The 24852-nt window shown below is 61.0% G+C and carries 24 protein-coding genes; 16 read left to right on the forward strand and 8 right to left on the reverse strand.

Annotated features, from left to right (window positions below; genetic code table 11):
• Nucleotides 1-24 precede the first annotated feature (24 nt).
• Genes OKW37_RS02885 through OKW37_RS02910 form a run of 6 tightly spaced genes read left to right on the forward strand, consistent with a single transcriptional unit; the run spans nucleotide 25 to nucleotide 6506 of the window.
• Nucleotides 25-2136, forward strand: a complete 2112-nt coding sequence (locus tag OKW37_RS02885; protein WP_429401719.1) for a 3-hydroxyacyl-CoA dehydrogenase NAD-binding domain-containing protein — start codon at nucleotides 25-27, stop codon at nucleotides 2134-2136.
• Between the two features lie 38 nt (nucleotides 2137-2174).
• Nucleotides 2175-3341, forward strand: a complete 1167-nt coding sequence (locus OKW37_RS02890) for an acyl-CoA dehydrogenase family protein (protein ID WP_429401157.1) — start codon at nucleotides 2175-2177, stop codon at nucleotides 3339-3341.
• Between the two features lie 12 nt (nucleotides 3342-3353).
• Nucleotides 3354-4493: an acyl-CoA dehydrogenase family protein gene (locus OKW37_RS02895; RefSeq protein ID WP_429401159.1), complete on the forward strand. Its 1140-nt coding sequence runs from the start codon at nucleotides 3354-3356 to the stop codon at nucleotides 4491-4493.
• A gap of 42 nt (nucleotides 4494-4535) precedes the next feature.
• Nucleotides 4536-5285 carry an electron transfer flavoprotein subunit beta/FixA family protein gene (locus tag OKW37_RS02900; protein WP_429401161.1) on the forward strand — a complete coding sequence of 250 codons (750 nt, stop codon included), beginning with the start codon at nucleotides 4536-4538 and terminating at the stop codon, nucleotides 5283-5285.
• Between the two features lie 17 nt (nucleotides 5286-5302).
• Nucleotides 5303-6238, forward strand: a complete 936-nt coding sequence (locus OKW37_RS02905) for an electron transfer flavoprotein subunit alpha/FixB family protein (protein ID WP_429401163.1) — start codon at nucleotides 5303-5305, stop codon at nucleotides 6236-6238.
• 4 nt (nucleotides 6239-6242) lie between these two features.
• Nucleotides 6243-6506, forward strand: coding sequence for a hypothetical protein (locus OKW37_RS02910; protein ID WP_429401165.1), 264 nt, complete (start codon nucleotides 6243-6245; stop codon nucleotides 6504-6506).
• Between the two features lie 56 nt (nucleotides 6507-6562).
• On the opposite strand, the gene OKW37_RS02915 is transcribed toward OKW37_RS02910, so the two are convergent.
• Together OKW37_RS02915 and OKW37_RS02920 are read right to left on the reverse strand one after the other, a co-directional pair.
• Nucleotides 6563-6859 carry a hypothetical protein gene (locus OKW37_RS02915; protein ID WP_429401167.1) on the reverse strand — a complete coding sequence of 99 codons (297 nt, stop codon included), beginning with the start codon at nucleotides 6857-6859 and terminating at the stop codon, nucleotides 6563-6565.
• Complete coding sequence (locus OKW37_RS02920; RefSeq protein WP_429401169.1) at nucleotides 6843-7703, reverse strand: IclR family transcriptional regulator; 861 nt, start codon at nucleotides 7701-7703, stop codon at nucleotides 6843-6845. Before OKW37_RS02920 ends, OKW37_RS02915 begins: the two co-directional genes overlap by 17 nt.
• A gap of 762 nt (nucleotides 7704-8465) precedes the next feature.
• On the opposite strand from OKW37_RS02920, the gene OKW37_RS02925 reads away from it, so the two are divergent.
• The 10 genes from OKW37_RS02925 to OKW37_RS02970 all read left to right on the forward strand — a co-directional run bounded on the left by OKW37_RS02925 (nucleotide 8466) and on the right by OKW37_RS02970 (nucleotide 18588).
• The gene (locus tag OKW37_RS02925; RefSeq protein ID WP_429401171.1) at nucleotides 8466-9905 is read left to right on the forward strand and encodes an aldehyde dehydrogenase family protein; all 1440 of its coding nucleotides are present in this window, start codon (nucleotides 8466-8468) and stop codon (nucleotides 9903-9905) included.
• A 54-nt stretch (nucleotides 9906-9959) separates the two neighbouring features.
• Nucleotides 9960-11183: a CaiB/BaiF CoA transferase family protein gene (locus tag OKW37_RS02930; RefSeq protein ID WP_429401173.1), complete on the forward strand. Its 1224-nt coding sequence runs from the start codon at nucleotides 9960-9962 to the stop codon at nucleotides 11181-11183.
• A gap of 84 nt (nucleotides 11184-11267) precedes the next feature.
• A complete protein-coding gene (locus tag OKW37_RS02935) occupies nucleotides 11268-12809 on the forward strand; it encodes an acetolactate synthase large subunit (RefSeq protein ID WP_429509758.1) in 1542 nt (513 codons plus the stop codon).
• Nucleotides 12810-12873: 64 nt separating this feature from the next.
• A complete protein-coding gene (locus OKW37_RS02940; RefSeq protein WP_429509760.1) occupies nucleotides 12874-13782 on the forward strand; it encodes an NAD(P)-dependent oxidoreductase in 909 nt (302 codons plus the stop codon).
• 56 nt (nucleotides 13783-13838) lie between these two features.
• Nucleotides 13839-14297, forward strand: coding sequence for a cupin domain-containing protein (locus OKW37_RS02945; protein ID WP_429401177.1), 459 nt, complete (start codon nucleotides 13839-13841; stop codon nucleotides 14295-14297).
• A 65-nt stretch (nucleotides 14298-14362) separates the two neighbouring features.
• The gene (locus OKW37_RS02950; protein WP_429401179.1) at nucleotides 14363-14659 is read left to right on the forward strand and encodes a DUF1330 domain-containing protein; all 297 of its coding nucleotides are present in this window, start codon (nucleotides 14363-14365) and stop codon (nucleotides 14657-14659) included.
• Between the two features lie 67 nt (nucleotides 14660-14726).
• Nucleotides 14727-15497, forward strand: a complete 771-nt coding sequence (locus OKW37_RS02955) for an SDR family NAD(P)-dependent oxidoreductase (RefSeq protein ID WP_429401181.1) — start codon at nucleotides 14727-14729, stop codon at nucleotides 15495-15497.
• A complete protein-coding gene (locus OKW37_RS02960) occupies nucleotides 15497-15766 on the forward strand; it encodes a hypothetical protein (RefSeq protein WP_429401183.1) in 270 nt (89 codons plus the stop codon). Before OKW37_RS02955 ends, OKW37_RS02960 begins: the two co-directional genes overlap by 1 nt.
• 169 nt (nucleotides 15767-15935) lie before the next feature.
• Entirely contained in the window at nucleotides 15936-17336 is a 1401-nt protein-coding gene (locus tag OKW37_RS02965) for a GntP family permease (protein ID WP_429401185.1), read from the forward strand.
• 70 nt (nucleotides 17337-17406) lie between these two features.
• On the forward strand, nucleotides 17407-18588 hold the full coding sequence (locus OKW37_RS02970) for a porin (RefSeq protein WP_429401187.1): 1182 nt from the start codon (nucleotides 17407-17409) through the stop codon (nucleotides 18586-18588).
• A 500-nt stretch (nucleotides 18589-19088) separates the two neighbouring features.
• Here OKW37_RS02970 and OKW37_RS02975 read toward each other — a convergent pair whose 3' ends face one another.
• Genes OKW37_RS02975 through OKW37_RS03000 form a run of 6 tightly spaced genes read right to left on the reverse strand, consistent with a single transcriptional unit; the run spans nucleotide 19089 to nucleotide 24851 of the window.
• Nucleotides 19089-19556, reverse strand: coding sequence for a hypothetical protein (locus OKW37_RS02975; RefSeq protein ID WP_429401189.1), 468 nt, complete (start codon nucleotides 19554-19556; stop codon nucleotides 19089-19091).
• Between the two features lie 40 nt (nucleotides 19557-19596).
• Nucleotides 19597-20190, reverse strand: a complete 594-nt coding sequence (locus tag OKW37_RS02980) for a DUF302 domain-containing protein (RefSeq protein ID WP_429401191.1) — start codon at nucleotides 20188-20190, stop codon at nucleotides 19597-19599.
• A 46-nt stretch (nucleotides 20191-20236) separates the two neighbouring features.
• The gene (locus OKW37_RS02985; RefSeq protein ID WP_429401193.1) at nucleotides 20237-21823 is read right to left on the reverse strand and encodes a solute symporter family protein; all 1587 of its coding nucleotides are present in this window, start codon (nucleotides 21821-21823) and stop codon (nucleotides 20237-20239) included.
• Nucleotides 21816-22190, reverse strand: coding sequence for a DUF485 domain-containing protein (locus OKW37_RS02990; protein WP_429401195.1), 375 nt, complete (start codon nucleotides 22188-22190; stop codon nucleotides 21816-21818). The genes OKW37_RS02985 and OKW37_RS02990 overlap by 8 nt, the downstream gene beginning before the upstream one ends.
• A gap of 46 nt (nucleotides 22191-22236) precedes the next feature.
• A complete protein-coding gene (fahA, locus tag OKW37_RS02995; RefSeq protein ID WP_429401197.1) occupies nucleotides 22237-23565 on the reverse strand; it encodes a fumarylacetoacetase in 1329 nt (442 codons plus the stop codon).
• A 56-nt stretch (nucleotides 23566-23621) separates the two neighbouring features.
• Nucleotides 23622-24851 carry a CaiB/BaiF CoA transferase family protein gene (locus OKW37_RS03000; RefSeq protein ID WP_429401199.1) on the reverse strand — a complete coding sequence of 410 codons (1230 nt, stop codon included), beginning with the start codon at nucleotides 24849-24851 and terminating at the stop codon, nucleotides 23622-23624.
• Nucleotide 24852 lies beyond the last annotated feature (1 nt).

A 24852-nucleotide genomic window follows, 5' to 3' on the forward strand; every position in this document is an offset into this window, starting at 1 on the left:
ACGATTAAAGCCGCACCCACCGTAATGGGCGAAAACGCCAGCGTGACCCGTCAGCGGCGCGGCAGCGTACTCGTCGTGACTATCGATCATGCGCCGGTCAACGCCCTGAACGCAACGGTGCGGCGCGGCCTGCTCGACGCGATCGAAGCCGCCGACACCGACGCAGCCGTGCGCGCGGTGCTGATCGTCGGCGCGGGCCGCAATTTCATCGCGGGCGCGGATATCCGCGAGTTCGGCAAGCCGGCGGTCCCGCCGTCGTTGCCCGACGTGTGCAATCGAGTCGAGGCGTGCGCGAAGCCTGTGATCGCGGCGATTCACGGTGCGGCGCTCGGCGGTGGTCTGGAGGTTGCGCTAAGCGCTCACTATCGCATCGCGTTCGAAGGCGCGAAGCTCGGACTGCCGGAAGTTCAGTTGGGCCTCTTGCCCGGCGCGGGCGGCACGCAGCGCACGCCGCGTCTGATCGGCGCGACGGCGGCGCTGTCGCTGATTCTGAGCGGACGCCACGTCGGCGCACAGGAAGCGCAAGGCATGGGCCTGGTCGATCGCGTAGGTGTAAGCGATCACGTGCTCGCTGAAGGCCTCGCTTACGCGCACGAGCTGATCGCCACGCAGGCGGTTGCGCGTCGCACGAAGGACGCGGCCGCGCTCGCCGACAAGGCAGCGAGCACAGCCGCCATTACAGCCGCGCGTGCCGAAACGCAGAAGAGATCGCGCGGCCTGCTTTCGCCAATGAAGATCGTCGATTGCATCGAAGCCGCCGTGAATCTGTCTTTCGATGAAGGTCTTCGCTTCGAGCGCCAGCAGTTTCTCGAATGCCGCGAAAGCCCGCAGCGCGCGGGCCTCGTGCATGCCTTCTTTGCCGAGCGCGAGGCGCAGAAGGCGCCGGAAGCGCGTGATGCAAAGGCTCGTGCGCTGCGCTCCATTGGCGTGATCGGCGGAGGGACGATGGGCGCGGGCATCGCAGTGGCTTTGCTCGATGCCGGTCTGCTCGTCACGATGATCGAGCGCGACGACGACTCGCTTCAGCGCGGCCGCGCGCACATCGAAAAGGTGTACGACGGGCTGATCGAGAAAGGGCGTTTCACGCGCGACGCGAAGTCGAGCGCGTTCGAGCGCTTCAACGGCAGCACCTCATACGATGCACTCGCCGATGTCGATCTCGTCATCGAAGCCGTGTTCGAGGACATGGCCGTGAAGAAGTCCGTGTTCGGCGAATTGGATCGCGTGTGCAAGCCAGGTGCCGTGCTCGCGACCAATACGTCCTACCTCGATATCGACGAGCTCGCCGCGTGCATTTCGCGCCCCCAGGACGTCCTCGGGCTGCACTTCTTCTCTCCTGCGAATGTCATGAAACTGCTGGAGATCGTGGTGCCCGAGCGCGTCAGCGCCGATGTCGTCGCGACCGCGTTCGAGCTCGCGAAGAAGCTGAAGAAGGTCGCGGTGCGTGCAGGCGTGTGCGACGGCTTCATTGGCAATCGCATGCTGGCGGTGTATCGCTCGGCGGCTGACCACCTGATGGAAGATGGTGCATCGCCGAATCAGATCGATCAGGCCATCCGCGAGTTCGGCTTTCCGATGGGACCGTATCAGGTCATCGATCTGGCCGGCGGCGATATCGGTTGGGCGACGCGCAAACGCCGCGCCGCAACGCGCGATCCTCGCGCGCGCTACGTGCGCATCGGCGATCTGTTGTGCGAGCGCGGATGGTTTGGTCAGAAAACCGCACGCGGCTATTACCGCTACGACGACGGCGCCCGTATCGGCAAGCCTGACCCTGAAGTTGAAGCGATCATCGACGCCGAGCGCGCGCGGGCCGGCATCACGCCCCGCACATTTGACAACGGGCAGATCGTGCGCCGATACCTCGCAGCGATGATCAACGAGGGCGCAAATATCGTGCATGAGGGCATCGCATTGCGTCCTCTCGACGTCGATGCCACGTTGATGCACGGCTTCGGCTTTCCGCGCTATCGCGGCGGCCCGATGCACTACGCGGACAGCGTCGGCCTCGACACGGTGCTTGCCGACATTCGCGAGTTCGCGAAAGAAGATCCGCTCTTCTGGCGCGCGTCGCCGCTGCTCATCGAACTCTTGGAAAGCGGCAAGAACTTCGCGAGCCTGAACCAGGCCGCCTGAGCCGGTCGAACCATCACTTTCCAGACAGGACCGCAATCATGGATCTGACATTTACCGCACAGGAAGAAGCGTTTCGCGCCGAAGTGCTCGATTTCCTGCGCAGCTCGCTGCCGGAGTACATCGCGCAAAAGGCCAGCACTGGCAAGCCTTTGACGCGCGACGACATGGCGCAATGGCACGGCATTCTCAACGCGCGCGGCTGGCTCGCGAATCACTGGCCAAAGGAGTACGGCGGCCCGGGCTGGACCGCCGTGCAGAAGTTTATCTTCGAGAACGAATGCGCGATTGCGGGCGCGCCACGCATCGTGCCCTTCGGTGTCAACATGCTCGGGCCGGTGCTGATCAAATACGGTAGCGAAGCACAGAAGCGGCACTGGCTACCGCGCATTCTCGACGGCTCCGACTGGTGGTGCCAGGGCTATTCGGAACCGGGTTCGGGGTCCGATCTCGCATCCGTACGCACGACAGCCGTGCGTGAGATGGAGAACGGCAAGGCTTATTACATCGTCAACGGACAGAAGACGTGGACCACGCTCGGCCAGTACGCCAACATGATCTTTTGTCTCGTGCGTACCGCGCAGGAGGGCCGCAAGCAGGAAGGTATCAGCTTCTTGCTGATCGACATGAACACGCCTGGGGTGGAAGTGCGTCCGATCATCACGCTCGACGGAGAGCACGAAGTCAACGAAGTGTTCTTCACCGACGTGCGAGTGCCCGCTGAGAATCTCGTCGGCGAAGAGAACAAGGGATGGACGTATGCGAAGTACCTGCTGACTTACGAGCGCACCAACATCGCAGGCGTCGGCTTTTCCGTCGCCGCGCTGGCTCGTCTCAAGGCCGCTGCCAGCAAGGTGCGACGCAACGGCCGCGCGCTCATCGACGACCCGCTGTTCGCCGCGCGTCTTGCGCGTGTGGAGATCGATCTCGAGAACATGAAGACGACCAATCTGCGCGTGATCGCGGCCGTGGCGGGCGGCGGCGTGCCCGGCGCCGAAAGTTCGATGCTCAAGATTCGCGGCACCGAGATCCGGCAGGAGATCTCTTCACTGATGCGTCGCGCGATGGGTCCGAATGCGCTGCTGCTCAGCGATGACGCATCGCAGAACGCTTCCGCTCAGTACTTCAACAATCGCAAGCTGTCTATTTTCGGCGGCTCGAATGAAATCCAGAAGAACATCATCTCGAAGATGATTCTCGGACTCTAAAGGAGTCGCACCATGAACTTCCAGCACACCGAAGACCGCCGGATGCTCGCGGATTCGCTCAACCGTTTTATCGCCGAGCAGTATGGCTTCGACGTCCGCGACCGCATCGCGCGTTCGGCAGAGGGCTTGAGCCGCGACATGTGGAGGCGTTTCTGCGAACTGGGCATCATCGGCGCGTTTTTCGATGAAACCGTGGGCGGTTTTGGCGGCGATGGATTCGATATCGCGGTCGTGTTCGAGGCACTGGGACGCGGGCTCGTCGTCGAGCCGTTTCTCGATGCGTTGATCGTTGGGCGCGCGCTCGCTCATGCGGGCAACGAATCGCAGCGCGAGGTCATCGCGAAGATGATCGATGGCGCTGCCATCGTGTCCTTCGCGCATGACGAGCCGGGCTCGCATTATGAATTGTCGCGCGTGTCGATGCGCGCCGAGCGCAGTGACGGGCAGTGGACGCTGAACGGTGCGAAGGGCGTCGTGCTGCAGGGCGAGCACGCGGACGTGCTGCTCGTTTCGGCTCGCACGTCGAACGATGAATACGACGACGCAGGCATTTCGCTCTTCCTCGTGCCGCGAGATGCGACAGGCGTGACCGTGCGCGGTGACGGAAAGATCGACGGCGGAAGGGCCGCGGAGGTGTTGTTCGACAATGTCGCGCTAAATGCCGATGCGCTCGTCGGCATCGAAGGCGATGGGTTTGCCACGCTCGTGCATTCGGTCGGTTACGGACTCGTCGCGCTCGCATCCGAAGCCGTCGGCGCCATGGACGTCGCGAAAGAACACACGCTCGAATACCTTCGCACGCGCAAGCAGTTCGGCGTCGCCATCGGTACGTTTCAGGCATTGCAGCATCGCATGGCCAACGTGCTGCTGGAAATCGAGCAGGCTCGTTCCGCTGCGATCAATGCGGCCGCGGTGGTCGGTGGCGCAGGCGTCGAACGTGAGCGGACGCTGTCGGCGGCAAAGTATTCCGTCGGCCATATCGGTGCGCTGGTCGCTGAAGAGTCGATCCAACTGCATGGTGGGATCGGCATGACCTGGGAACTGCCGCTGGCGCACTACGCCAAGCGTCTCGTGATGATCGATCACCAACTCGGCGACGAAGATCATCATCTCGCACGGTACATGGAACTGGGCCGGCAGAGCGCGGCGTGAGCGCGTGTGTGGTCAATCTCGTAGTTCAATCGGGAAACGGATATGAAGATTCTTGTGCCTGTCAAACGTGTGGTCGACTACAACGTGAAGGTCCGGGTGAAATCGGATAACACGGGCGTCGATATCGCCAACGTGAAGATGTCGATGAACCCGTTCGACGAGATCGCCGTGGAAGAGGCGGTGCGTCTGAGGGAAGCGGGCGTTGCTACCGAAGTGATCGCCGTATCGTGCGGCGTGACGCAGTGTCAGGAGACCTTGCGCACGGCGCTGGCCATCGGCGCGGATCGCGCGATTCTCGTTGAATCCGCTGATGAATTGCAGCCGCTGGCGGTGGCGAAGATTCTCAAGGCGCTGGTCGATCAGGAGACGCCTGAGTTGATCATCCTCGGCAAGCAGGCTATCGATGACGATTCGAATCAGACCGGTCAGATGCTCGCTGCACTGGCAGGCCTGCCGCAGGCGACGTTCGCATCGAAGGTTGTAGTCGCCGATGGCAAAGCCACCGTGTCGCGTGAAGTCGATGGCGGCGCGGAAACGCTGTCGTTGAAATTGCCCGCCGTGGTTACCACGGATCTGCGCCTGAACGAGCCGCGCTACGTGACGCTGCCCAACATCATGAAGGCGAAGAAGAAGCCGCTGACGACGGTGAAGCCCGCGGATCTTGGCGTCGACATTACGCCGCGTCTGAAGACGCTGAAGGTCACGGAGCCGCCCAAGCGCAGCGCCGGTATCACGGTGCCCGATGTAAAGACGCTGGTGGACAGGCTCAAGACCGAAGCCAAGGTGCTGTAAAAGGGAGACGCGACAAAATGACGATTCTGATAATTGCGGAACACGACAACGCGTCGATCAAGGCGGCGACGTTGAACACGGTTGCAGCGGCGGCGAAGATTGGCGGCGACGTGCACGTGCTGGTGGCAGGTTCGAACGCGCAAGGCGCGGCGGACGCGGCGGCGAAGATCGCGGGCGTGGCAAAAGTGCTGCTCGCCGATGCACCCCAACTCGCCGATGGTCTGGCGGAAAACGTCGAAGGCACGGTGCTGAGTATCGCGAAGAACTACTCGCACATCCTGGCTCCGGCGACCGCTTACGGCAAGAACATCGCGCCACGTATCGCGGCGCATCTGGACGTTGCGCAGATCAGCGACCTCACCGCAGTCGACAGCGCCGATACCTTCGAGCGTCCGATCTACGCGGGCAACGCGATTGCGATCGTTCAATCGATCGATCCGATCAAGGTCATCACGGTTCGCGCAACGGGCTTCGATCCGGTTGCAGCCGAAGGCGGCAGCGCATCGGTCGAAAAGATCGAAGCCACAGCCGATGCGGGCGTCTCGCAGTTTGTGAGTCGCGAAGTGACGAAACTGGACCGTCCGGAACTGACGAGCGCGAACATCATCGTGTCGGGCGGACGCGGTCTGGGCAGCGGCGAGAACTACACGAAGACGCTCGAACCGCTCGCGGACAAGCTCGGCGCGGCACTGGGCGCATCGCGCGCTGCAGTGGACGCGGGCTACGTCCCTAACGACTATCAGGTCGGTCAAACCGGCAAGATCGTCGCGCCGCAACTGTACGTTGCGGTCGGCATTTCGGGGGCCATTCAGCATCTCGCGGGCATGAAGGATTCGAAGGTCATCGTCGCGATCAACAAGGACCCGGAGGCGCCGATCTTCAGCGTGGCGGATTATGGGCTGGTCGGCGATCTGTTCACCGCAGTCCCCGAACTCGTGAATGAACTGTCTTGAGGCCATGAGCGCCATGCTGGCAATAACCCGCAATAACGTCCGGAGCGAAGCCGCCGCGCTCGCCGATCAAGAGGATGCTCGCCTCTGGCGCTGGTTCTCCGAACTCTACGACGAGGGCAGAATTCGCTGGTGCCGGTCCTCGCAGGGCTGGCTCGTCAGCGTGGACCACCGGCATCTGGCCACCGAGTCAGACTTCGACACTGCGATTCGCATATCGCGCGAGCGCTGCTACAGCGGCCGGCTCAGACGTGCCGACGCGCGCCGCTGATCCGCACTCGTCGTGTAAGAGTTGGGGTGAACCTCGATGACCTAAGGGACAAAATCCTACGCGTAACGAATCCGACTGACCCTAGTCCACAGGGTGCGGGTGATCTGCGGTTGGTCGGGAAGCAGATTCTGCTTACCAACACCTTGTGATGAATCGTGGACGACCGGCTCCTCGTGGTTCTCGAGCGGGCCGAGCATCACGTTATCCATAGGCTCAGCGTAAAGACGATCGCCTTGCGCATCGGTGAGCAAAACGGCTGGTGCGAGTTCCTCGACCGGTAGCGCCAAGTCGATGACGCCGATGACCGCAAGCCCGACGGGCGCCGCATGCGGTGGGTCAAAGTTCCACGACACCACCGCCGCCAAGCGGAAACCGGCTTCCGCACGCTTGCGAAACGCGCGAACTCGCTTCGACCAGCCGCGCGATCGCCATTTCCTTGATCGACGACACTTCGACGCTCGCGCCAATCAAGGTCAGGCAGGCAACTGCTTCTTCCTGCACGTCCAGAATCGGGGCGCTTATTGCGGCGAGGCCCGGGATGAGGACGGACTCTGCTTCGTCATACCCGCGCCGACGAACCGTTGCCAGACGATCACGCAGATCCGACGGCGGCTTTTCGTGATTCTTTGATACAGCCAGTTCGATCAGATGGTCTCTTATCTGAGCCGGCATAAACGCGAGCATCACGCGCCCCGTTGCCGAGTTGGTCAGTTGGAATGTCGATCCGACAGACAGCGTCGTAATGAAGGGAACATAACTGCGTTCCCAACGGACGATGGTTGGACCACGATCACCAAGGACATTGAGCAGAGTAGGAAGACCCGTGTCGGCGACCAATTGCGGCATCGCTTCGCTGGCAAGCCGCAAAGGATCGAGGCGTCCGAGCGCGGACGCGCCGATGCGAAGCGCAGCAGGACCCAGGTCGTAAAGACCGGTGACTTCATCTTGAATCGCCAAACCGCTCGCAGTCAGGCTGGCGAGATAACGGTGCGCAAGGCTGTTGGGCATGCCTGTCGCCCGCGCCAGCTCTCGCAACGGTGCAGCCTTCCCAACTGCGACGAGCGCCAGGAGCATATCTGTCGCCTTGTCCGCCGACTGAATGCGCCGTCGCCCGCCGCCACCGTCAGCGGGCCCGGCAGACAAATCGTGCTTAGTTGACGTCGAGGTCTGTGGGGCTCGTTTTTTCGTTGCGGGCAATGCGGTTATTTCCTTAATCCTGGCGTCGATGGTCCCGCTGAGAGAGCCCGTCGGCTCTATTCAAAACCAGAGAGGCTCCGGTTGCGGGCGGGCTTCGGAAAACCCCGAGGGTATGTGGGAAATTTCGCCCGGGCGCGGTCAGTCTACCATTTGCATCACACCGTGCGGTCCGATCAATGCTGGTCCTTGGGCTCGATGCGAAAGTGTTCAATAGGACGATCGGCGAGGCGCCCCAGGCGCATCCCGATGCGTGCACAGACGTGCATCCCGCTTGCATCGTCTGGGATCAGGCAGACCGAAAAAGGCGGTGCGCACAGAAACAAGCAACTCATCCGCATGCTCTCGCGTGCGTTCGCCCTTCGCCCCTCCAAGGCCGACTACAAAGGCCGCTTCCCGGCTGACCTCTTCGGCTGACATCCTAAACGCGTTCTTTCCGACGATCTCGCAGGCGCGACACGCTCAAACTCACGATGCGGGCTGCTCCTGGGTAACTTTGCTTCCATGGTGCATGCGCTGTTTCCTCACGGAATGGAAGTTTTCCCCGTTTCTTTTTTGCCCTGATTTCGGGTGCCGGACACGGTGAAATGACCGGCTGGCGTGCCTCTTAGACGTTATCCTATAGACAACGGGTTATCCCCATTTGCAACGCAGCGAGACCGAGTCTACCTTTCAGCCCATGGGACTTCTCGCCGTTCAAAAGCGTCAGCAGTGTGCGTTTCGAGCGGGAAGCATTGGTTTTGCATCCGTAGCCTGAGAGAAATCGTGCTTGAAAAAAGACAGTTTTATATCGATGGGCGCTGGGACGAAACGCGGACGGCGCGGACGCTTTCCGTGCTCGATCCATCGACCGGACAGCCGTGCGCAATCATTTCGGCTGGCGATGCAACGGACATCGATCGTGCGGTCGATGCTGCGCGCCGCGCCTTCACCAACTGGTCGGGCACGGCGCCGGAAGAGCGCCTCGCGCTAGTAGAGAAGCTCCTTGCGATCTACAAGCGTCGCGCGCCGGAGATGGCGAAGATGATTAGCCTGGAAATGGGCGCGCCCATCGACTTGGCCGCGAACGATCACGTCGGCGCCGGTGCCTTCCATATCGAAAACTTCATCGCGGCGTTTCGCGACTTTCGGTTCGAACGTCCGCTCGGAGCGCACGCACCCGCCGACCGCATCTTGATGGAGCCGATCGGCGTAGCGGGCCTTATCACGCCGTGGAACTGGCCGATGAACCAGGTCACGCTCAAGGTCGTTCCCGCGCTGCTCGCGGGCTGCACTGCGGTGCTCAAGCCGTCGGAAATCGCCCCGTTGTCGTCGCTGCTTTTCGCTGAGTATGTTGACGAAGCCGGCTTCCCGAGCGGTGTCTTCAATCTCGTCAATGGCGATGGCGCGCAAGCGGGCGCACGACTCTCATCCCACCCGGATGTGGACATGATCAGCTTCACCGGTTCCACGCGCGCGGGCATCGCCATTTCGATCGCGGCGGCGCAGACCCTCAAGCGTGTATCGCTCGAACTCGGCGGCAAAGGCGCGAATCTCGTCTTCGCGGACGCGGACGTAGGCGCGGTGAAGCGCGGCGTGCTCCATTGCTTCAAGAACACGGGACAAAGCTGCAACGCACCCACGCGCATGCTGATCGAGCGGTCGATCTACGAGCGCGTGGTCGAGGAAGCGCGCGAGATCGCGGAAAGCGTGGCTGTCGACGCGGCCCATCAACCGGGCAAGCACATTGGGCCGCTTGCGTCCGAGGCGCAGTTCATGAAAGTCCAGGAGATGATCGAGAAGGGCATAGACGAAGGCGCGCGACTCGTGGCGGGCGGTCCCGGACGCCCGCGCGGACACGAGGCCGGCTACTTCGTTCGCCCGACCGTCTTCGCCGACGTGAACAACCAGATGGCCATTGCGCGCGAGGAGATCTTCGGCCCCGTGCTGTCGATCATACCGTTCGATAGTGAGGATGAAGCCATCGCCATTGCCAACGACACGCCCTACGGCCTCGCCAATTACGTGCAATCCACGGACGGCGAGAAACGCAATCGCGTCGCAGGGCGGCTTCGCTCCGGCATGGTCGAAATGAACGGCAAACCGCGTGGAGCGGGATCGCCTTTCGGCGGGATCAAAGCTTCGGGCCGCGCCCGTGAGGGTGGCGTGTGGGGTATCGAAGAGTTTCTCGAGGTCAAGGCCGTCTCCGGCTGGGCGTCCGCCTGACGACTGCCCCTTCGCCCACGCATGCATCAACAAGAGTCAAGCAGGAGAGAAGAGATGTCCAAAGCATTATCCGGTGTACGCGTGCTCGATCTGTCGCGCGTGCTCGCCGGACCTTGGGCGAGTCAGACGCTCGCGGATCTGGGAGCCGAAGTCATCAAGATCGAGCGCCCCGGAAGCGGCGATGACACGCGCGGCTGGGGGCCACCCTATCTGAAGGACGTCGAAGGTGAATCGACGGGTGAAGCCGCCTACTATCTTGCCGCCAATCGCGGCAAGAAGTCCGTGACACTGAACATCGCGCGTGCGGAGGGGCAGGCCATCGTCCGCCAGCTTGCTGCACAGGCCGATGTATTCATCGAGAACTACAAGGTGGGCGATATGGCCCGTTATGGTCTGTCTTACGAAGACCTTCGGGAGCTCAACCCTCGTCTCGTCTATTGCTCGGTGACCGGCTTCGGGCAAACCGGCCCGCTCGCCGAGATGGCTGGCTACGACTTCATCGTGCAGGGCATGGGCGGTCTCATGAGCATCACCGGCGAACGCGACGAGTGTCCAGGTGGCGGGCCGCAGAAGGTGGGCGTCGCCTTCGCGGACATCATGACCGGCATGTATTCGACGGTCGCGATACTCGCGGCCATCGCACAGCGGGCGAGTACGGGAGAAGGGCAATACATCGACATGGCATTGCTCGACGTTCAGGTTGCAACGATGGCCAACATGAACCTGAACTACCTCGTCTCGGGTACCACGCCACGCCGGCAAGGCAATGCGCACGCGAACATCGTGCCGTATCAGGTGTTCGACGCGAAGGACGGGCAAATGGTGATCGCCGTCGGCAACGACAGTCAGTTCGCGAAGTTCTGCGAGACGGGCGACTGCCTTCATCTCGCGGCGGATCCGCGGTTCGCGACCAACGCCGGACGCGTGGCTCACCGCGATGTGCTGATCCCCATGCTTGAACAGATCATGCTTACACGCACGGTGGACGAGTGGACCGTGCAGCTCAATCGGAAAAGCGTGCCGGCCGGGCCGATCAACAGCATCGCGCAGGCGTTCGAGCATCCGCAGGTGAAGCATCGACAGATGCGCGTGGACATTGAGCATCCGTTGTCAGGGACCGTGCCGAGCGTGGCCAGTCCGATCCGCATGTCAGCGTCACCCATGACCTATGACACGCCGCCGCCGACGCTGGGTCAGCATACCGATGAGGTGCTCGCATCGCTCTGCGGGATGCGTGCGGACGATATCGAGGCGCTGCGTAGCCGCGCGATCGTATGAAGGACCAGCACAGCTGCAATCGCGAACCGCGTGGGCTTTCCTTGCCAGCCGGGGCGCATATCGTTGAATCGGAGAAAGTACAGCATGAATGGCGCTGAGAGTCTTGTTACCACCTTGCTGGAGTCAGGCGTCGACACCTGCTTCGCCAATCCCGGCACCAGTGAGATGCACTTTGTTGCAGCACTGGATCAGATCCCGGGCATGCGTTGCGTGCTCGGCCTTCAGGAAAACATCGTGACCGGCATGGCCGATGGTTACTACCGTATCGCGGGCAAGCCGGCGAGCACGCTGCTGCACTGCGGGCCGGGGCTCGCCAATGGGTGGGCCAACCTGCACAACGCGCGCCGGGCCAATAGCGGCATCGTCAATATCGTGGGCGATCAGGCGACCTATCATCAGCCGTTCGATGCACCGCTCACCGCCGATACCGCTGGCCTCGCAAGTGCCGTCTCGCGCTGGGTACGGACGAGCCGGCATGCGGCTGATGTCGGCAGGGACGCGGCGGCGGCGGTGGCGGCCGCGCGCACCACGCCTGGACAGATCGCCACGCTCATTCTGCCGTCCGATACATCGTGGGACACGGGCGGCGTCGCCGTGCGCGCGATGCCCGTTCCCGCCGCGCCGGTCGTCGATCCGTTCGCAGTCGAAACGGCTGCGCGCATCCTGCGGCAGAACCCGAACGTGCTGATTCTGCTCGGCGGACACTGCGCAATGCCGGAAGCACAAGCACTGGCATGGCGCATCGCGAGCGCAACGGGCGCGACACTGAAGTACGAGTATGTGAACGGACGCGTCGCACGCGGCCGCGGCCGCTTGCCGATCGAGCGGCTGCCGTATAACACAGATCAGGCCGTCAAGGTGCTGGAGCCATTCCAACACATCATTCTAGTCAACGCGAAAGCACCGGTTGGGTTCTTCGCGTACCCCGGCAAGCCTTCGATTCAATACTCGAGAACCGCGCAGATCCACACCTTGTCGCGCGTCGATCAGGATCCCACTTCGGCACTGCTGGCGCTCGCGGAAGCGCTGAATGCGCCTCCGGCCGCCATGCCCGACGCCGGTCCGCGGCCGGAAGTGGGCCGGGGCTCACCGACGCAGGAAGGCCTCGCGCAGACACTGGCCGCGCTGATGCCCGAGAACGCCATCGTGTCCGACGAGAGCATTTCGTTCGGGCGCGGCTTTTACCCGCTCACTCATGGGGCCGCGCCGCACGACTGGCTTCAACTGACCGGAGGCGCCATTGGCGACGGCCTGCCCGTGGCGACCGGCGCGGCAGTGGCGAGCGGTGGGTCGAGGCGAGTCATCAGCCTGCAGGCAGACGGCTCGGCCATGTATTCGTTGCAATCCTTGTGGACGCAGGCCCGCGAGAAGCTGCCCTGCACGACGATCCTGCTGAGCAACCGGAAATACAACATCCTGATCGGCGAATACCAGAATGTCGGCGCCATTCCCGGGCCGACCGCGATGAGCATGCTCGATCTTTCCAACCCCGACCTCGACTGGGTAAAGCTGGCCAATGGCATGGGCGTGGAAGCAGCACGCGCGACAACACTGGAAGCATGCGCGGACCTGATGAAGCAGAGCTTCCAGCAGACCGGGCCCTTCCTGATTGAACTGGTCATTTGAATAGGCCAATAGCCAGCGCGAATTTATCCGAATGGCGCTGGCAAAATGAAGGAGACATATCATCGTGAGCGATATCACCCATCTCGGCTTTCTGGGCCTTGGAAACATGGGGGCCGCGATCGCCCTGCGGCTCATTCATCCAGGCTCGACGCTACATGTGTTCGATCCAAATCCGGAAGCGGTCACGCCGCTCGTCGAAGCTGGCGCGATTGCGCATGCCAGCCCGCGTGCCGTTGCAGATGCGGCCACAGTCGTCATGGCCTGCCTGCCGAGCAGCGCCGTCTGCGAGAGCGTGTTGTTCGGAGAGGACGGCGTTGCGGCCGGCAGGACCGTGCGAACGTACATCGAAATGTCCACGCTTGGCCCAACCGCGGTCTCGTCGAATACGAAGCGACTCGCTGCCTCGAATATCGCCACCATCGATGCGCCCGTCAGCGGCGGCCCTGCTGCGGCGCGGGCAGGCACCTTGTCCATCATGCTGTCCGGCAATGAAGATGTCGTCGCCACGGCGATGCCGTGGCTCACGCTCATCGCAAAGAAGATCTGCAGGCTTGGCGAACAGCCAGGTCAGGCCCAGGCGATGAAGCTGGTGAACAACATCATGCTCGCAGCCAACATGGCCGTCGCTTCTGAGGCGCTTACCGTCGGCGCAAAGGCGGGACTCGACGCAGACGCCATGATCGAAGTGATTCGCTCGAGCACGGGGAACAGCGCGGCCGCGGATATCCTCGCCCGCTTTGCTATCTGCGGTGCATTCGACTTCGGTGCGCACATCTCGATCGTGGCAAAAGACGTGGAGCTCGCCATCGACGAAGCAAAAGCGCTCGACGTGCCGGTGCCCGTGCTGAACGAAGCGCGAAGCCTCTGGCACGGCGCCATCGAACAAGGCCGGGGACGCGACGATTTCACGTCCATCCTCAAAATCGTGGAAGCGCGCGGCGGCGCGACCGTTCGCGGTAGGCCACGACGATAGGCCTGCAGGCAGCTTCGATTACATCCCTCAACTGCTTGACCCCAACGGAGAAATTCATGAATTCCATCGACAACGATAAGGCTGTTTCCCCCGAGCCCGCTTGCGATACCGCCGACCTGATTAAAAGGCTCGCCTACGCCACCTCCGAAACCGCGCCGCTAGTGCCGGGCCGCCGCGAGTTCTTCAAATATCGTGATCTTGGTGTCACAGATGCCACGGGCGGCCGCATGCGAGCCCAGCTCACCATCGCCACGGGCGACATGCAGCAAACGGGCTGGCACTACCACGTGTGCGAGTCCCAGTTCATCTTCACGTTGCGAGGCTGGGTCGATCTCCTGATCGAGGATGGACGAAAGATTCGCGTGAGCGCAGGCGAGTCGCTGCTTATTCCGGGTGGGCTCAAGCATAACGAGATCGCCATCTCGGAAGACTTTGAGCTGCTCGAAGTGTCCGTGCCGGCGAAGATGGGCACAGTGGCCTGTGAGCCGCCCGCAGCCTTCGCCTCCCAATCGTAATGAGTTCGTGGATGCGAGCCATCGCGATCCGACGTTAGACGATATCGAAAGCAGAGAAACTTCAAATGACTAAAGGCTATATTTTTGCCGAAGTAACGATCCACTCCGCTAATGCTGAGTGGAACGAATACAGCAGCAAGGTTCAGGCAACACTCGATGCGTATGGCGGTGTGTTCCTGATTCGCGGCGGCGCGCAAAACGTGCTGGAAGGAACAACGGATGGCGGCACGATCGTCGTGCTTGAATTCGAAAGCCCTCGACGCGCCGAAGAATGGTATGCATCGACTGCGTATCAGGACATCCTGCCGCTACGACTGCGTAATGCAGATGCGCGCGTCCTGTGTGTCGCCGGCGTCAACTGAACGAATACGAACGTCGCGCCAGTCCCATCGGCGCGCAGAAATCATCGCACACATCGCCGGAGACAGAATGATCGAAGCGAAAGGCCGACTCGCAGGAAAGGTGGCGTTCATCACGGGCGCGGGCGCGGGTATTGGACGGGCCGCGGCCGAGCAGTTCGCCCGTGAGGGCGCGGCGGTCATCATTGCGGAATTCGACGCAGACAGCGGTGAAGCCGCTACCGAAGCCATCCGCAAACACGGCGGCAGGGCGAAGTTCGTTCGGACCGACGTCACGAACGAGGATAGCGTGCGTGAGGCCATCAAGTCTGCAATCGAATTCGGCGGCAAGATCGACGTGCTTTATAACAACGCAGGCGGATCGAGCGCGATCGACGCGCGCGTCACCGATTGCCCGGCCGACGAGTTCTGGCGAGCGGTGAAGCTCGATCTTTTCGGCACGTGGATCGCTTGCAAGTATGGAATCGCGGCCATGCTTGAGAGCGGCGGAGGTTCGGTCATCAATAGCTGCTCCGTATTTGCGCTCGTCGGCACGCGAGGAAAGGACGCATATACGGCGGCCAAGGGCGGCATCGCATCGATTACACGTTCGATGGCCGTCGAGTACGCGCCCCATCGCATCCGCGTCAATGCGCTCGCGCCAGCCGTGACGACGACCAGACGCGTTCTCGGTCTCATCGAAACTCAACCGGAGGTGATGAACAAGACGAGCGAGCGTCAGTTGCTCGGCCTCGTCGAGCCGGAGCAAGTGGCGATGACCGCCCTGTTCCTGGCATCGGACGAATCGAGGAGGACGACTGGCCAGATCTTCGCAATCGACGGCGGCTTTTCGATCTCGTGATGGGCATCGAGATCGACAGTGGCCGTGCCGCCGAAGCATTGTTCGCGAATGTGCATGTCGATGTCAACGCGATACGCGGAAGCCGGGGCGACAGTGTCGCGACGCTCTCTCGCGCCAGGGGTTATGGCACCGTCGCGCCGACCTCAAAGGTAGTCGGTGCGATGAATGTCCTGAAAGAGCACCCGCTCGACTACATGCTCTCGACCGAGATGGATTTTGATGTGGCGATCGGAATATCGCGCGAGCGGTTTCTAAAACGGGCTGCATAGCCCAACAATACTCGAACACGTAGTCTTACGCCGCAGCTTGCTCAGCGCGATACCTCTTATTTATTGTTATGTATAACTAAGTGATAGTGTAAAACATTTTTGAAACAATTGAAGCTTTCACTGGTAGTTTGAAAATCGACCGAAAAAATAGTCAAGACCGGAGACAGGTATGGCCTTGGTAATTGTTCTTTGTTCGCTGGCGTTTCTCATGATAGCGGCGTATCGCGGCTACAGCGTCATTCTTTTTGCACCGATTGCCGCGCTCGGTGCCGTCTTCCTCATGGAGCCCGCAGCCGTCGCGCCGGTGTTCTCGGGCATTTTCATGGAGAAGATGGTTGGCTTCGTGAAGCTCTACTTTCCAGTGTTCCTGCTTGGGGCGTTATTCGGGAAGGTGATCGAGATATCGGGATTTGCCGCCGCCATTGTCGCTGCTGCCATTCGATATATCGGTCGTTCGCGTGCCAACGTCGTGATCATCACAGTGTGCGCGTTGCTGACTTACGGCGGGGTGTCAGTCTTCGTTGTCGTGTTTGCGGTTTATCCGTTCGCTGCAGAGCTCTATCGGCAGAGCAACATTCCGAAGCGGTTAATGCCAGGCGTCATCGCGCTAGGCGCGTTCTGCTTCACCATGGATGCACTTCCAGGCACGCCACAGATTCAAAACATCATCCCGTCAACCTTTTTCAAGACCACGGGCTGGGCCGCACCTGCGCTTGGAATGAGCGGTTCAGTATTCATGCTGGCCATCGGCTTGATCTATCTCGAATGGCGGCGAAAGCGCGCGATGGCAAAGGGCGAGGGTTACGGCACGTCGCTTGTCAACGAACCGGAACGCGTGGCGGAGAACATGCTGCCTAACCCGTTGCTGGCGATCATGCCGCTAATCGTGGTCGGCGTCTCGAACTATTGCTTCACGAAGTGGATTCCGCTCTGGTATGGACCTTCGTACGCTGTGGCACCGGAGGTACTGCCAGGCGTGCATGCTCCGGTTACGACGTCGATCAAGACGGTGACAGCGATCTGGGCTGTCGAGGCAGCATTGATTCTCGGCATCGCGCTCGTGGCGTTGACCGCATTCAGGCGGGTCGCCGCCACTTTCGCCGATGGCACGCGCGCGGCGGCAAGCGGCGCTTTGTTGGCCGCAATGAATACGGCGTCGGAATATGGCTTCGGTGCGGTCATCGCCGCGTTGCCGGGATTCATAGTCGTAAGCAATGCACTCAAGACCATACCAAACCCACTCGGCAATGCCGCAGTGTCGGTGGGTACGCTGGCAGGCATCACGGGGTCGGCCTCCGGCGGTATGAGCATCGCGCTTGCTGCGACATCAGATGTGTTGATCAGGAATGCGCAAGCCGCGCACATACCGTTGGATGTCCTGCATCGAGTCGTCGCGATGGCGAGCGGGGGCATGGACACGCTACCGCACAACGGAGCCGTCATTACCTTGCTGGCGGTGACCGGGCTGACGCACCGTCAGTCCTATCGGGAGATTTTCGCGATCACGCTCATCAAGACAATGGCCGTGGCGTTCGTCATCGCCGTCTATTACGTCACAGGGTGGGTTTGAAACCCGTCCTTCAGTCACGTTTCAACTGGCAGCACTTCAAAAAAACAAAGACTTTATTGGAGATCTTTACATGTGGAAGCTTCCTCTTGCCTGTGCTTTAGCGTGCTCGGTCAGCGATGTCGCACATTCACAAAGCAACGTATTGCTGTACGGCATCGTGGATGAAGGAATACAGTTCAACAGCAATGCGGGCGGCAACCGTCAATACTACCTGGCTAGCGGCGAATTGAACGGCAGCCGGTGGGGCCTGCGAGGAAACGAGGATCTGGGCGGCGGCGTGAAAGCGATATTCGTGCTCGAAAACGGCTTCGATGTGAATACCGGAAGACTGGGTCAGGGCGGACTCGTATTCGGGCGTCAAGCTTATGTCGGATTGGCAAGCAGTGTTGGTACCGTCACGCTCGGTCGTCAGTACGATTCAGTGGTCGATTACGTCGGGTTTCTTGAAGCGGGCGATCAGTGGGCGGGGTACCTCGGCGCGCATCCGGCGGACAACGACAATTTCAACAATACGAACCGCGTGAACAACGCGGTCAAATACGCGAGCAGGGACCTGGGCGGATTTACCTTCGGGGGCATGTATAGCCTCGGTGGCATTGCCGGAGACCCCACACGCAATCAAATATGGTCGTTCGGCGCGGGCTATACGAGAGGGCCGCTGGTTCTGGGTGCCGCATACCTCAATGTCCGCAATCCGAACGTGTCGTTCTATGGGTCCGGTGGCACCGTGGCGGCCACGAGTGGAGGCGTTCCCGGCTCGAACTTCGGCAGCTCGCCGGTTATCTCCGGCTATGCATCGGCGCATATGCTGCAGGTGATCGGCGCGGGGGCGGCTTACACGTTTGGTGCATCCACGCTTGGCGCACTGTATTCCAATACCCGCTTCAAGGGACTGGGCGATGTATCGTCCGGGCCGGTTCCAGCGGGAGGCATCAGCGGCAGCGCGACGCTGAACAACGTGGAAGTCAATTTCAAATACCAGTTCACGCCTTCGCTGCTCGTGGGCGCCGCGTATGTCTACACGAAGGGGAGCGGCCCGAACGGAGTGGGCGACGCCTCGTATCACCAAGGTGCGTTGGGCATCGATTACTTCCTTTCCAAACGAACCGATATCTACGCGGTGGCCGCGTTTCAGAAGGCGAGCGGCACAGATTCCAGCGGGAAGCCGGCAGTCGCGTCTCTCAGCCAGATCACTCCGTCCAGTACGGACAAACAAACTGCATTGCGCCTTGCCATACGTCACAAATTCTGATCTCGAAGCGGCGGGCAATGCTGCCCGTCTGCGCTTGGCTTGATGAAATGGTCCCTGGCAAACAGCACGCGAACGGCGACTCGGGGTCGAATTCACCTATAGATAGGGGAGCAGTTGATACTCGATGCGGTGGCGGCAGGAATGGTCGGTGTGTCTTTCGGTCAACAGCCGTCTCAAAGTGAATCCATGGACGTCGGCGTAGGCCGTTCTGCCGGTCCGGAGAAGTCAGCACGAATGCCCGAACTGCTCCGTTACCTGCCCTTGGACTGCAGACAACGCGACCGTCGCCAATGGGTCGTTAGCTGACTTTGACACCCCTCTTGGCTGAGCCGCCCGGGCATTCTCACTGAATGTGGTTCGTGGCCGATGTTATCGGGCTGTCATCACAGAATGTGGGCCCATTCTCACGTAATGTGGTCCCACGCGTGCCGATATTCTCACCTAATGTGGTCCCGCCAGCGCGGATGTAATCGGTTCCCACGCCGGATGTAATCGGGCCGCTACACGTAGCGGTTGCTAGTGTCGCCGGGTTTGGGCTTGCCGATCGATATGAGGCCGGCGTAAGCGGTGAATCCCGGCATGCCGAGAACGCCGAGCCGGGCTGAAGGTGCCGAGAGAGCGGGGTCGACCTTGCGCATTCCCGTACCGTCGATCACCGCATAGTCGCACCATCCGGTTGGAGCGAGCACGAGTTTACCTGCGCGATAGTCGGGATGTCTGGATTCGATCACCTCGGCCACGGCTTCCCCGACCATCTTGTGATCGATTTCGACCGCCGGCGCATACGACTTGCGCGCATCCATCCGGCCTCGCATGTACGGGTCGAGCGACAGGTATAAAACACGAAGCAGCAGCCCATTCGGTGGCGTGTCCGGCAGCGTGGCTTGCTCAAGACGGAAATTGTCGACGGTCGCCTGTCCATCGGGACGAGAGGCGAGAACGATCTGTTTGAACGTGCCTATGGTCATGGTGGATATCCGGGTCGTCAGCACGCCGGCCCGTCTGTTTCTATTGCAATACCGCAGCACAAAGTTTCGCCAGTCGATCGTCGAGTGAGCGGCCTTGAACGTCGATCTGGGGGCTGTGGAACTGGCTGAGTTGGGTCGAAGGCTTATCGTACTCGATCGTCGTACCACCCTGTGCGTTCTCGTACACCATGATGCGCAATGGCGCGTACAGTCCCGCCGCCATATTGACGCTGGTCATTTCAGTCGCGGTGAGAATGTTGCCGGTGAAATACTCGGTGCCGTTCCTGCGCTGTCCTTTCAGCACGAGCCAGTCCCCATGCAGCCCAATGTAGTGGATCACAAGCCCGTCGTTGCCAGCGGCTTTCTGAAGGGCGGTGCGCAATTCGTCGACCTTGTCCTGCTTCAGCAGCGTGCGGATATGATCGTCAAGTCGACCAAGACGGCTCTCCAGATCCTGTTTGACGAGCGCATAAGGTTTGCTGGACGAGACGGTCACATGATCGATAATCGTCCTTGTTTCCGATACCTCGACGGTCGCCGCCATCGCGGACGCACAGAACGCGCTCATGCTGATCGCAGCAATGGCGGCGGTAGTCAACGCAAGTCGTGAAGCGGCAGTACGTAAGTGAATCACTGGGTGTCTCCTTCTTGGACAGATAGTTGGCTTGAGCGCTCTCGCGTCAGTGTTTCGACGCGGCTTCCGCGCCAAGGCCGCTTAGCATTCGAAGTTGCTGCGCATCGAAGGAGCCGCCGCCGGTGTTCTGACGTGTCGTGACCGATCCGATCCAGCCCGCGATAAAGCCCACGGGAATGCTGAACAGACCGGGATTCGAGAGCCAGAAGGGCGGGGTGGAATCCTTGAAGATGATGCCTTTCGCTCCGATAACGGCCGGACCCAGCAGCACGAGGCCGATCGAGGAAAGGGTGCCGGCGAGTACCGCGGCCACTGCGCCTCGATCCGTAAAACGCCGCCAGTACATCGAGAAGAGAACCACGGGCAAGTTTGCGCTTGCCGCGATGGCAAACGCGAGCCCTACGAGAAACGCGACATTGAAGGTCTTCACGAGCAGCGCGAGTCCCATGGCGGCGATACCGAAGACTATCGTGGCGATCTTCGCGATCACGACCTGCCGACGTTCCTTGTCCCGCGACGCCGAGAAGAGATGGCCGAAGATGTCGTGAGAAATGGTCGAGGCCGAGGAAATCATGATGCCCGAGACGACGGCGAGAATGGTTGCGAAAGCAATTGCCGAAACGCACGCGAGCAGAAGTTCGCCACCGGCAGAACCCGCACCGCCGCCAAGTGTCGTGGCGAGCAACGTGATGGCGCTGTTTCCTGAACTGTGTGTCGCGAGAATCGCCGCAGGTCCCACGATCGCGGTGGCAGAAAACCCGAGCACGATCATCATGACGGCAAAGGACGTCATCACGATCAGGCCGATTTTCGCTGACTTTCTCGCCGCGACGGCGGACGGCACCGTGTAAAACCGGGTCATGACGTGCGGCAGGCCTGCTGTGCCCAACGCCAGGGCGAGCGTGAGTGACAGCGTATCCAGCGGGTCCTTGAAGTAGCCGCCGGGCACGAAGTACTGCGCTGGGTGCAGCGATGACAGGCGTGCCTTGTTGAATAGCGCGCCCACGTCGAAGGAGAAATGCGCCAGAGCAAGCAGCACGAGCACCGCGCCGGCAGTCCAGACGAGGACGGCCTTGACGATCTGCACGTAAGTCGCGGCCACCATTCCGCCGAACAGCACATACGCGATCATGAGTACGCCGATCAGCACGATCGCGGCGTTAGCGCCGATTGGCAATAGCAGACTGGCCAGTGCGCCAGCGCCGACCAGTTGCGCGAGCAGATAGGCTAACGAAATGATCAATGAAGAACCCGATGTGGCCGCTCGTACTGCGCGGCTGCGCAAGCGGAGTGCGACCACATCCGAGAGGGTGTATTTGCCGCAGTTTCTGACCGGCTCCGCGACGATCAGCATGATCATGATCCATCCGGCGATGAAGCCGACCTGGTAGACGATGCCGTCGAATCCGAACAGGGAAACGAGGCCCGTCACACCAAGGAACGAGCCCGCGGACATGAAGTCTCCCGCCAGTGCAAGGCCGTTCTGAACCGGCGACAGATTACGTCCGGCCACGAAAAAGCCGGAGGTTCCGCGCGATCGGCGAGGGCTCCATCCGGTCAGAATGAGGCTGAGTCCGATGAATCCCACGAAGGCGATGATTCTGAGTCCGCCATGACTGATCAGGTTATTCATGTCGATCACCGTCCGGTTGTGCAGACGCGCTGCGAAGCAGTTCGGCCGCTTTCGGGTCGTAGGTTTGCTCGGCCCATGCGCAGTAGCCCCAGAAGGTCGCGATCGTGAGCGCGAACTGAATGACTACCGCAAGCAGTCCAAGGTTAAGTTCGCCGTAGACGGATACGGACATCGCGCCAGGAAACTCCAGCACTGCGATCAACAGGCCAAAATAGATTCCCAGTGAGGTGTAAAGCAATGACCATACGAAGCGGTTCCGGAATTTTGCGAGCGCTTGCGTCTTCTCGACGAGTGACGGGCCGGATGATCTGACTTTCGTCACGTTTTGCCTCTCGAATTCCGCGTTGATTGATTCCATCGATTGCATGTCGGGTCTCCTCCGTTATGGTCGTCATGACAGACATCTGAAGTGGTCATCGCGAGCGCTTTGCCGGCAAGACTTCGCCGCGGCTCTCTCCAAATCCGATTCGTGTAAAGCCTGCTTTTTCGCAGTAGCCGCGCAGAATAATGGCGTCGCCATCCTCCACATAGCTGCGCTGTTCACCCGTACCCAGCGTGACGGGCTCGCTTGCGTTGCGTGCAAGTTCCATCAGCGCGCCGGCCTCCGATCTCTGCGGGCCTGAAATGGTGCCGCTACCAAGCAGGTCTCCCGAACGCAGATTGCAGCCGCCCACGGCGTGATGCGCGACCATCTGCGCGATGCTCCAGTACTGATGCTTGAAACTCGTGCGTGAGAGTTGCGTTGCCGTGAGATTCCCGGCTCTATGGCGAGAAGTCTCCATGCAGACTTCCAGTTGGATATCGATGGCGCCCGTCGTACTGTTTCGGTCAGAATCCAGATAAGGCAGCGGCTTTCCATCCGCGTCCGGGCGCGGCAGGGGAAGCCTGAAGGGCGCCAGTGCCTCCATGGTCACGATCCAAGGCGAGATCGTGGTGGCAAAATTCTTTGCCAGAAACGGTCCTAATGGCTGCATCTCCCAAGCCTGAATATCGCGCGCGGACCAGTCGTTGAGCAGACATAGCCCGAATACATGACTGTCGGCCTGATCGAGATCGATCGGCTCGCCAGCTGCATTGCCTTGTCCAATGTAGATGCCGAGTTCGAGCTCGTAATCCAGCTTGCGCGAAGGCGAGAAGATCGGCGCTTCTTCACCCGGAAGCATGATTTGACCCGCTGGGCGTCGGAACCGCTGACCACTTATTCCGATGCTTGAAACCCGGCCGTGGTATGCGATGGGTATCGACTTGAAGTTGGCGCCGACACCGTTCATGCCGAGTAGCTTGCTGATGTTGGCCGCGTGATGAATCGAGGTGTAGAAGTCCGTGTAGTCGCCGATCTGCGCAGGCAGGCTGTGTTCCACTTCCGATTGCGGGATCAGGCATGCCTCGATTGCCGCACGATCCTCCGAAGGCGCGCGCTCGTGAAGCGCTGCGAATAGCGCGTGCCGCAAAGCTCGCCATGCGGAGGGACCCATTGAGAACAATGCATTGAGCACGGGCTGCGTGCATGCCCGCGCAGCCTCGCCCACGATTCCATTCAGACCGGCACGATACGCCCACGCGGCGATGTCGATGACCTGATCGCCAATGGCGACCGCGCCCCGAAACGTCTCATCGACATTCCTTCTGCGGAAAACCGAAAACGGCAGGTTCTGGATTGGGAAGTCGCCTGCCTGTGCATTGGCGGACGCGACCCAACTGTGCGCAGCGGGGTCATGAGTCTGATTCAGTGTGTGTTGCATGTTCGTCTCGATTCATTCGGGGGAGGAGCGAGCCGTGCGCATCAACGCATCGACGTTCAGTCGAACGGGCGAGTGGGGCCAGGCCGGCTGAGAAGGATTCCGCGTTCCTGCAAATCCTGGATGAACGCTGCGCTGAGCTGGCGCTCGGAGAGCACCTCGGCGTTATGCTCGCCCTGGAAAGCGGGGCTGCCCGGCTGCGGCAACTCGGACTGGCTGAAATGCCACGGCGCGCCGGGCATGCGTGTCGTGCCGCCCGATCTGTCGTCGACATCGACTAGCGCACCCCATTCCTGCACCCACTCGGATTCGGCGAACTCGTTGACGCTGCGGACCACGCCAATGGCGAGTCCCGCTTCGCTAACCTGCGTCTGGAGCAGATCCAGGTCGTTGAACGTGAGAATCCACGCGCGGACTTCGGCCAGTAAGTCAGCAATGTTTTGCCGCCGCAAAAGCGCCGTGCCGAAGCGGGGGTCACTCAGCAGATCGTTGCGGCGCATCATCGCGCAATAACGCGAAAACATTGGCGTGTAGATCGGGCTGCCCGCTATGGTGAGCTGACGTCCATCGGGCAAATCGAAGATGTGCGAATCGGGCGCCGAGAGAATGATCGGCTCGCCCTCGGTGTCGATTTCCGACAGTTGTGCGCCCACGCGTTCGTTGACTGACAGCATGGTGGCGGCCATCGAGACATCGACGTGTTGCCCCTCGCCGGTTCGCGCGCGATGCTGAAGCGCGGCCAGAATACCGATGACGCCGTGAAGTCCGGTGTACATGTCTGCGTGGCTGCATGCGTCGTTACGGACTTCCGTAAGCGCATCGCCGAAATGGTGCTGGACGATGTCCGTCAGTCCCGACTCGGCCTGCACGGTCGGCGCGAACGCAGGCCGGTTGCGCCATGAGGTCGATTGTCCATAGCCGCTCAAAGAGGCGTAGATCACGGACGGGTTGAAATCGCGCACCTGCTCGTAGCCGAGTCCAAAGCGGTTCAGCGTCCCAGGACGAAAGTTTTCGACGATGATGTCCGCGTCGCGGCACATGTCGACCATGATCGAGCGTGCCTCCGGAAAGTTGAGATCGAGGCTCACGTTGCGCTTGCCGGCGTTCTGCTGCACGTAATACAGCGACATGTCGCCGATATGCGGCATGCTCACGCGGCCGATATCGCCGGAGGGCGGTTCGATCTTGGTCACGGTGGCGCCGAGATCGAGAAGCGTCTTGGTGCAATGCGGTCCGGCCAGCACTCGCGTGAAATCGATCACACGAATACCTTCGAGCGGTGCTGACATG

Origin of the sequence: Paraburkholderia sp. MM5482-R2 (assembly GCF_050436125.1) — a bacterium.
Taxonomy (GTDB): domain Bacteria; phylum Pseudomonadota; class Gammaproteobacteria; order Burkholderiales; family Burkholderiaceae; genus Paraburkholderia; species Paraburkholderia tuberum.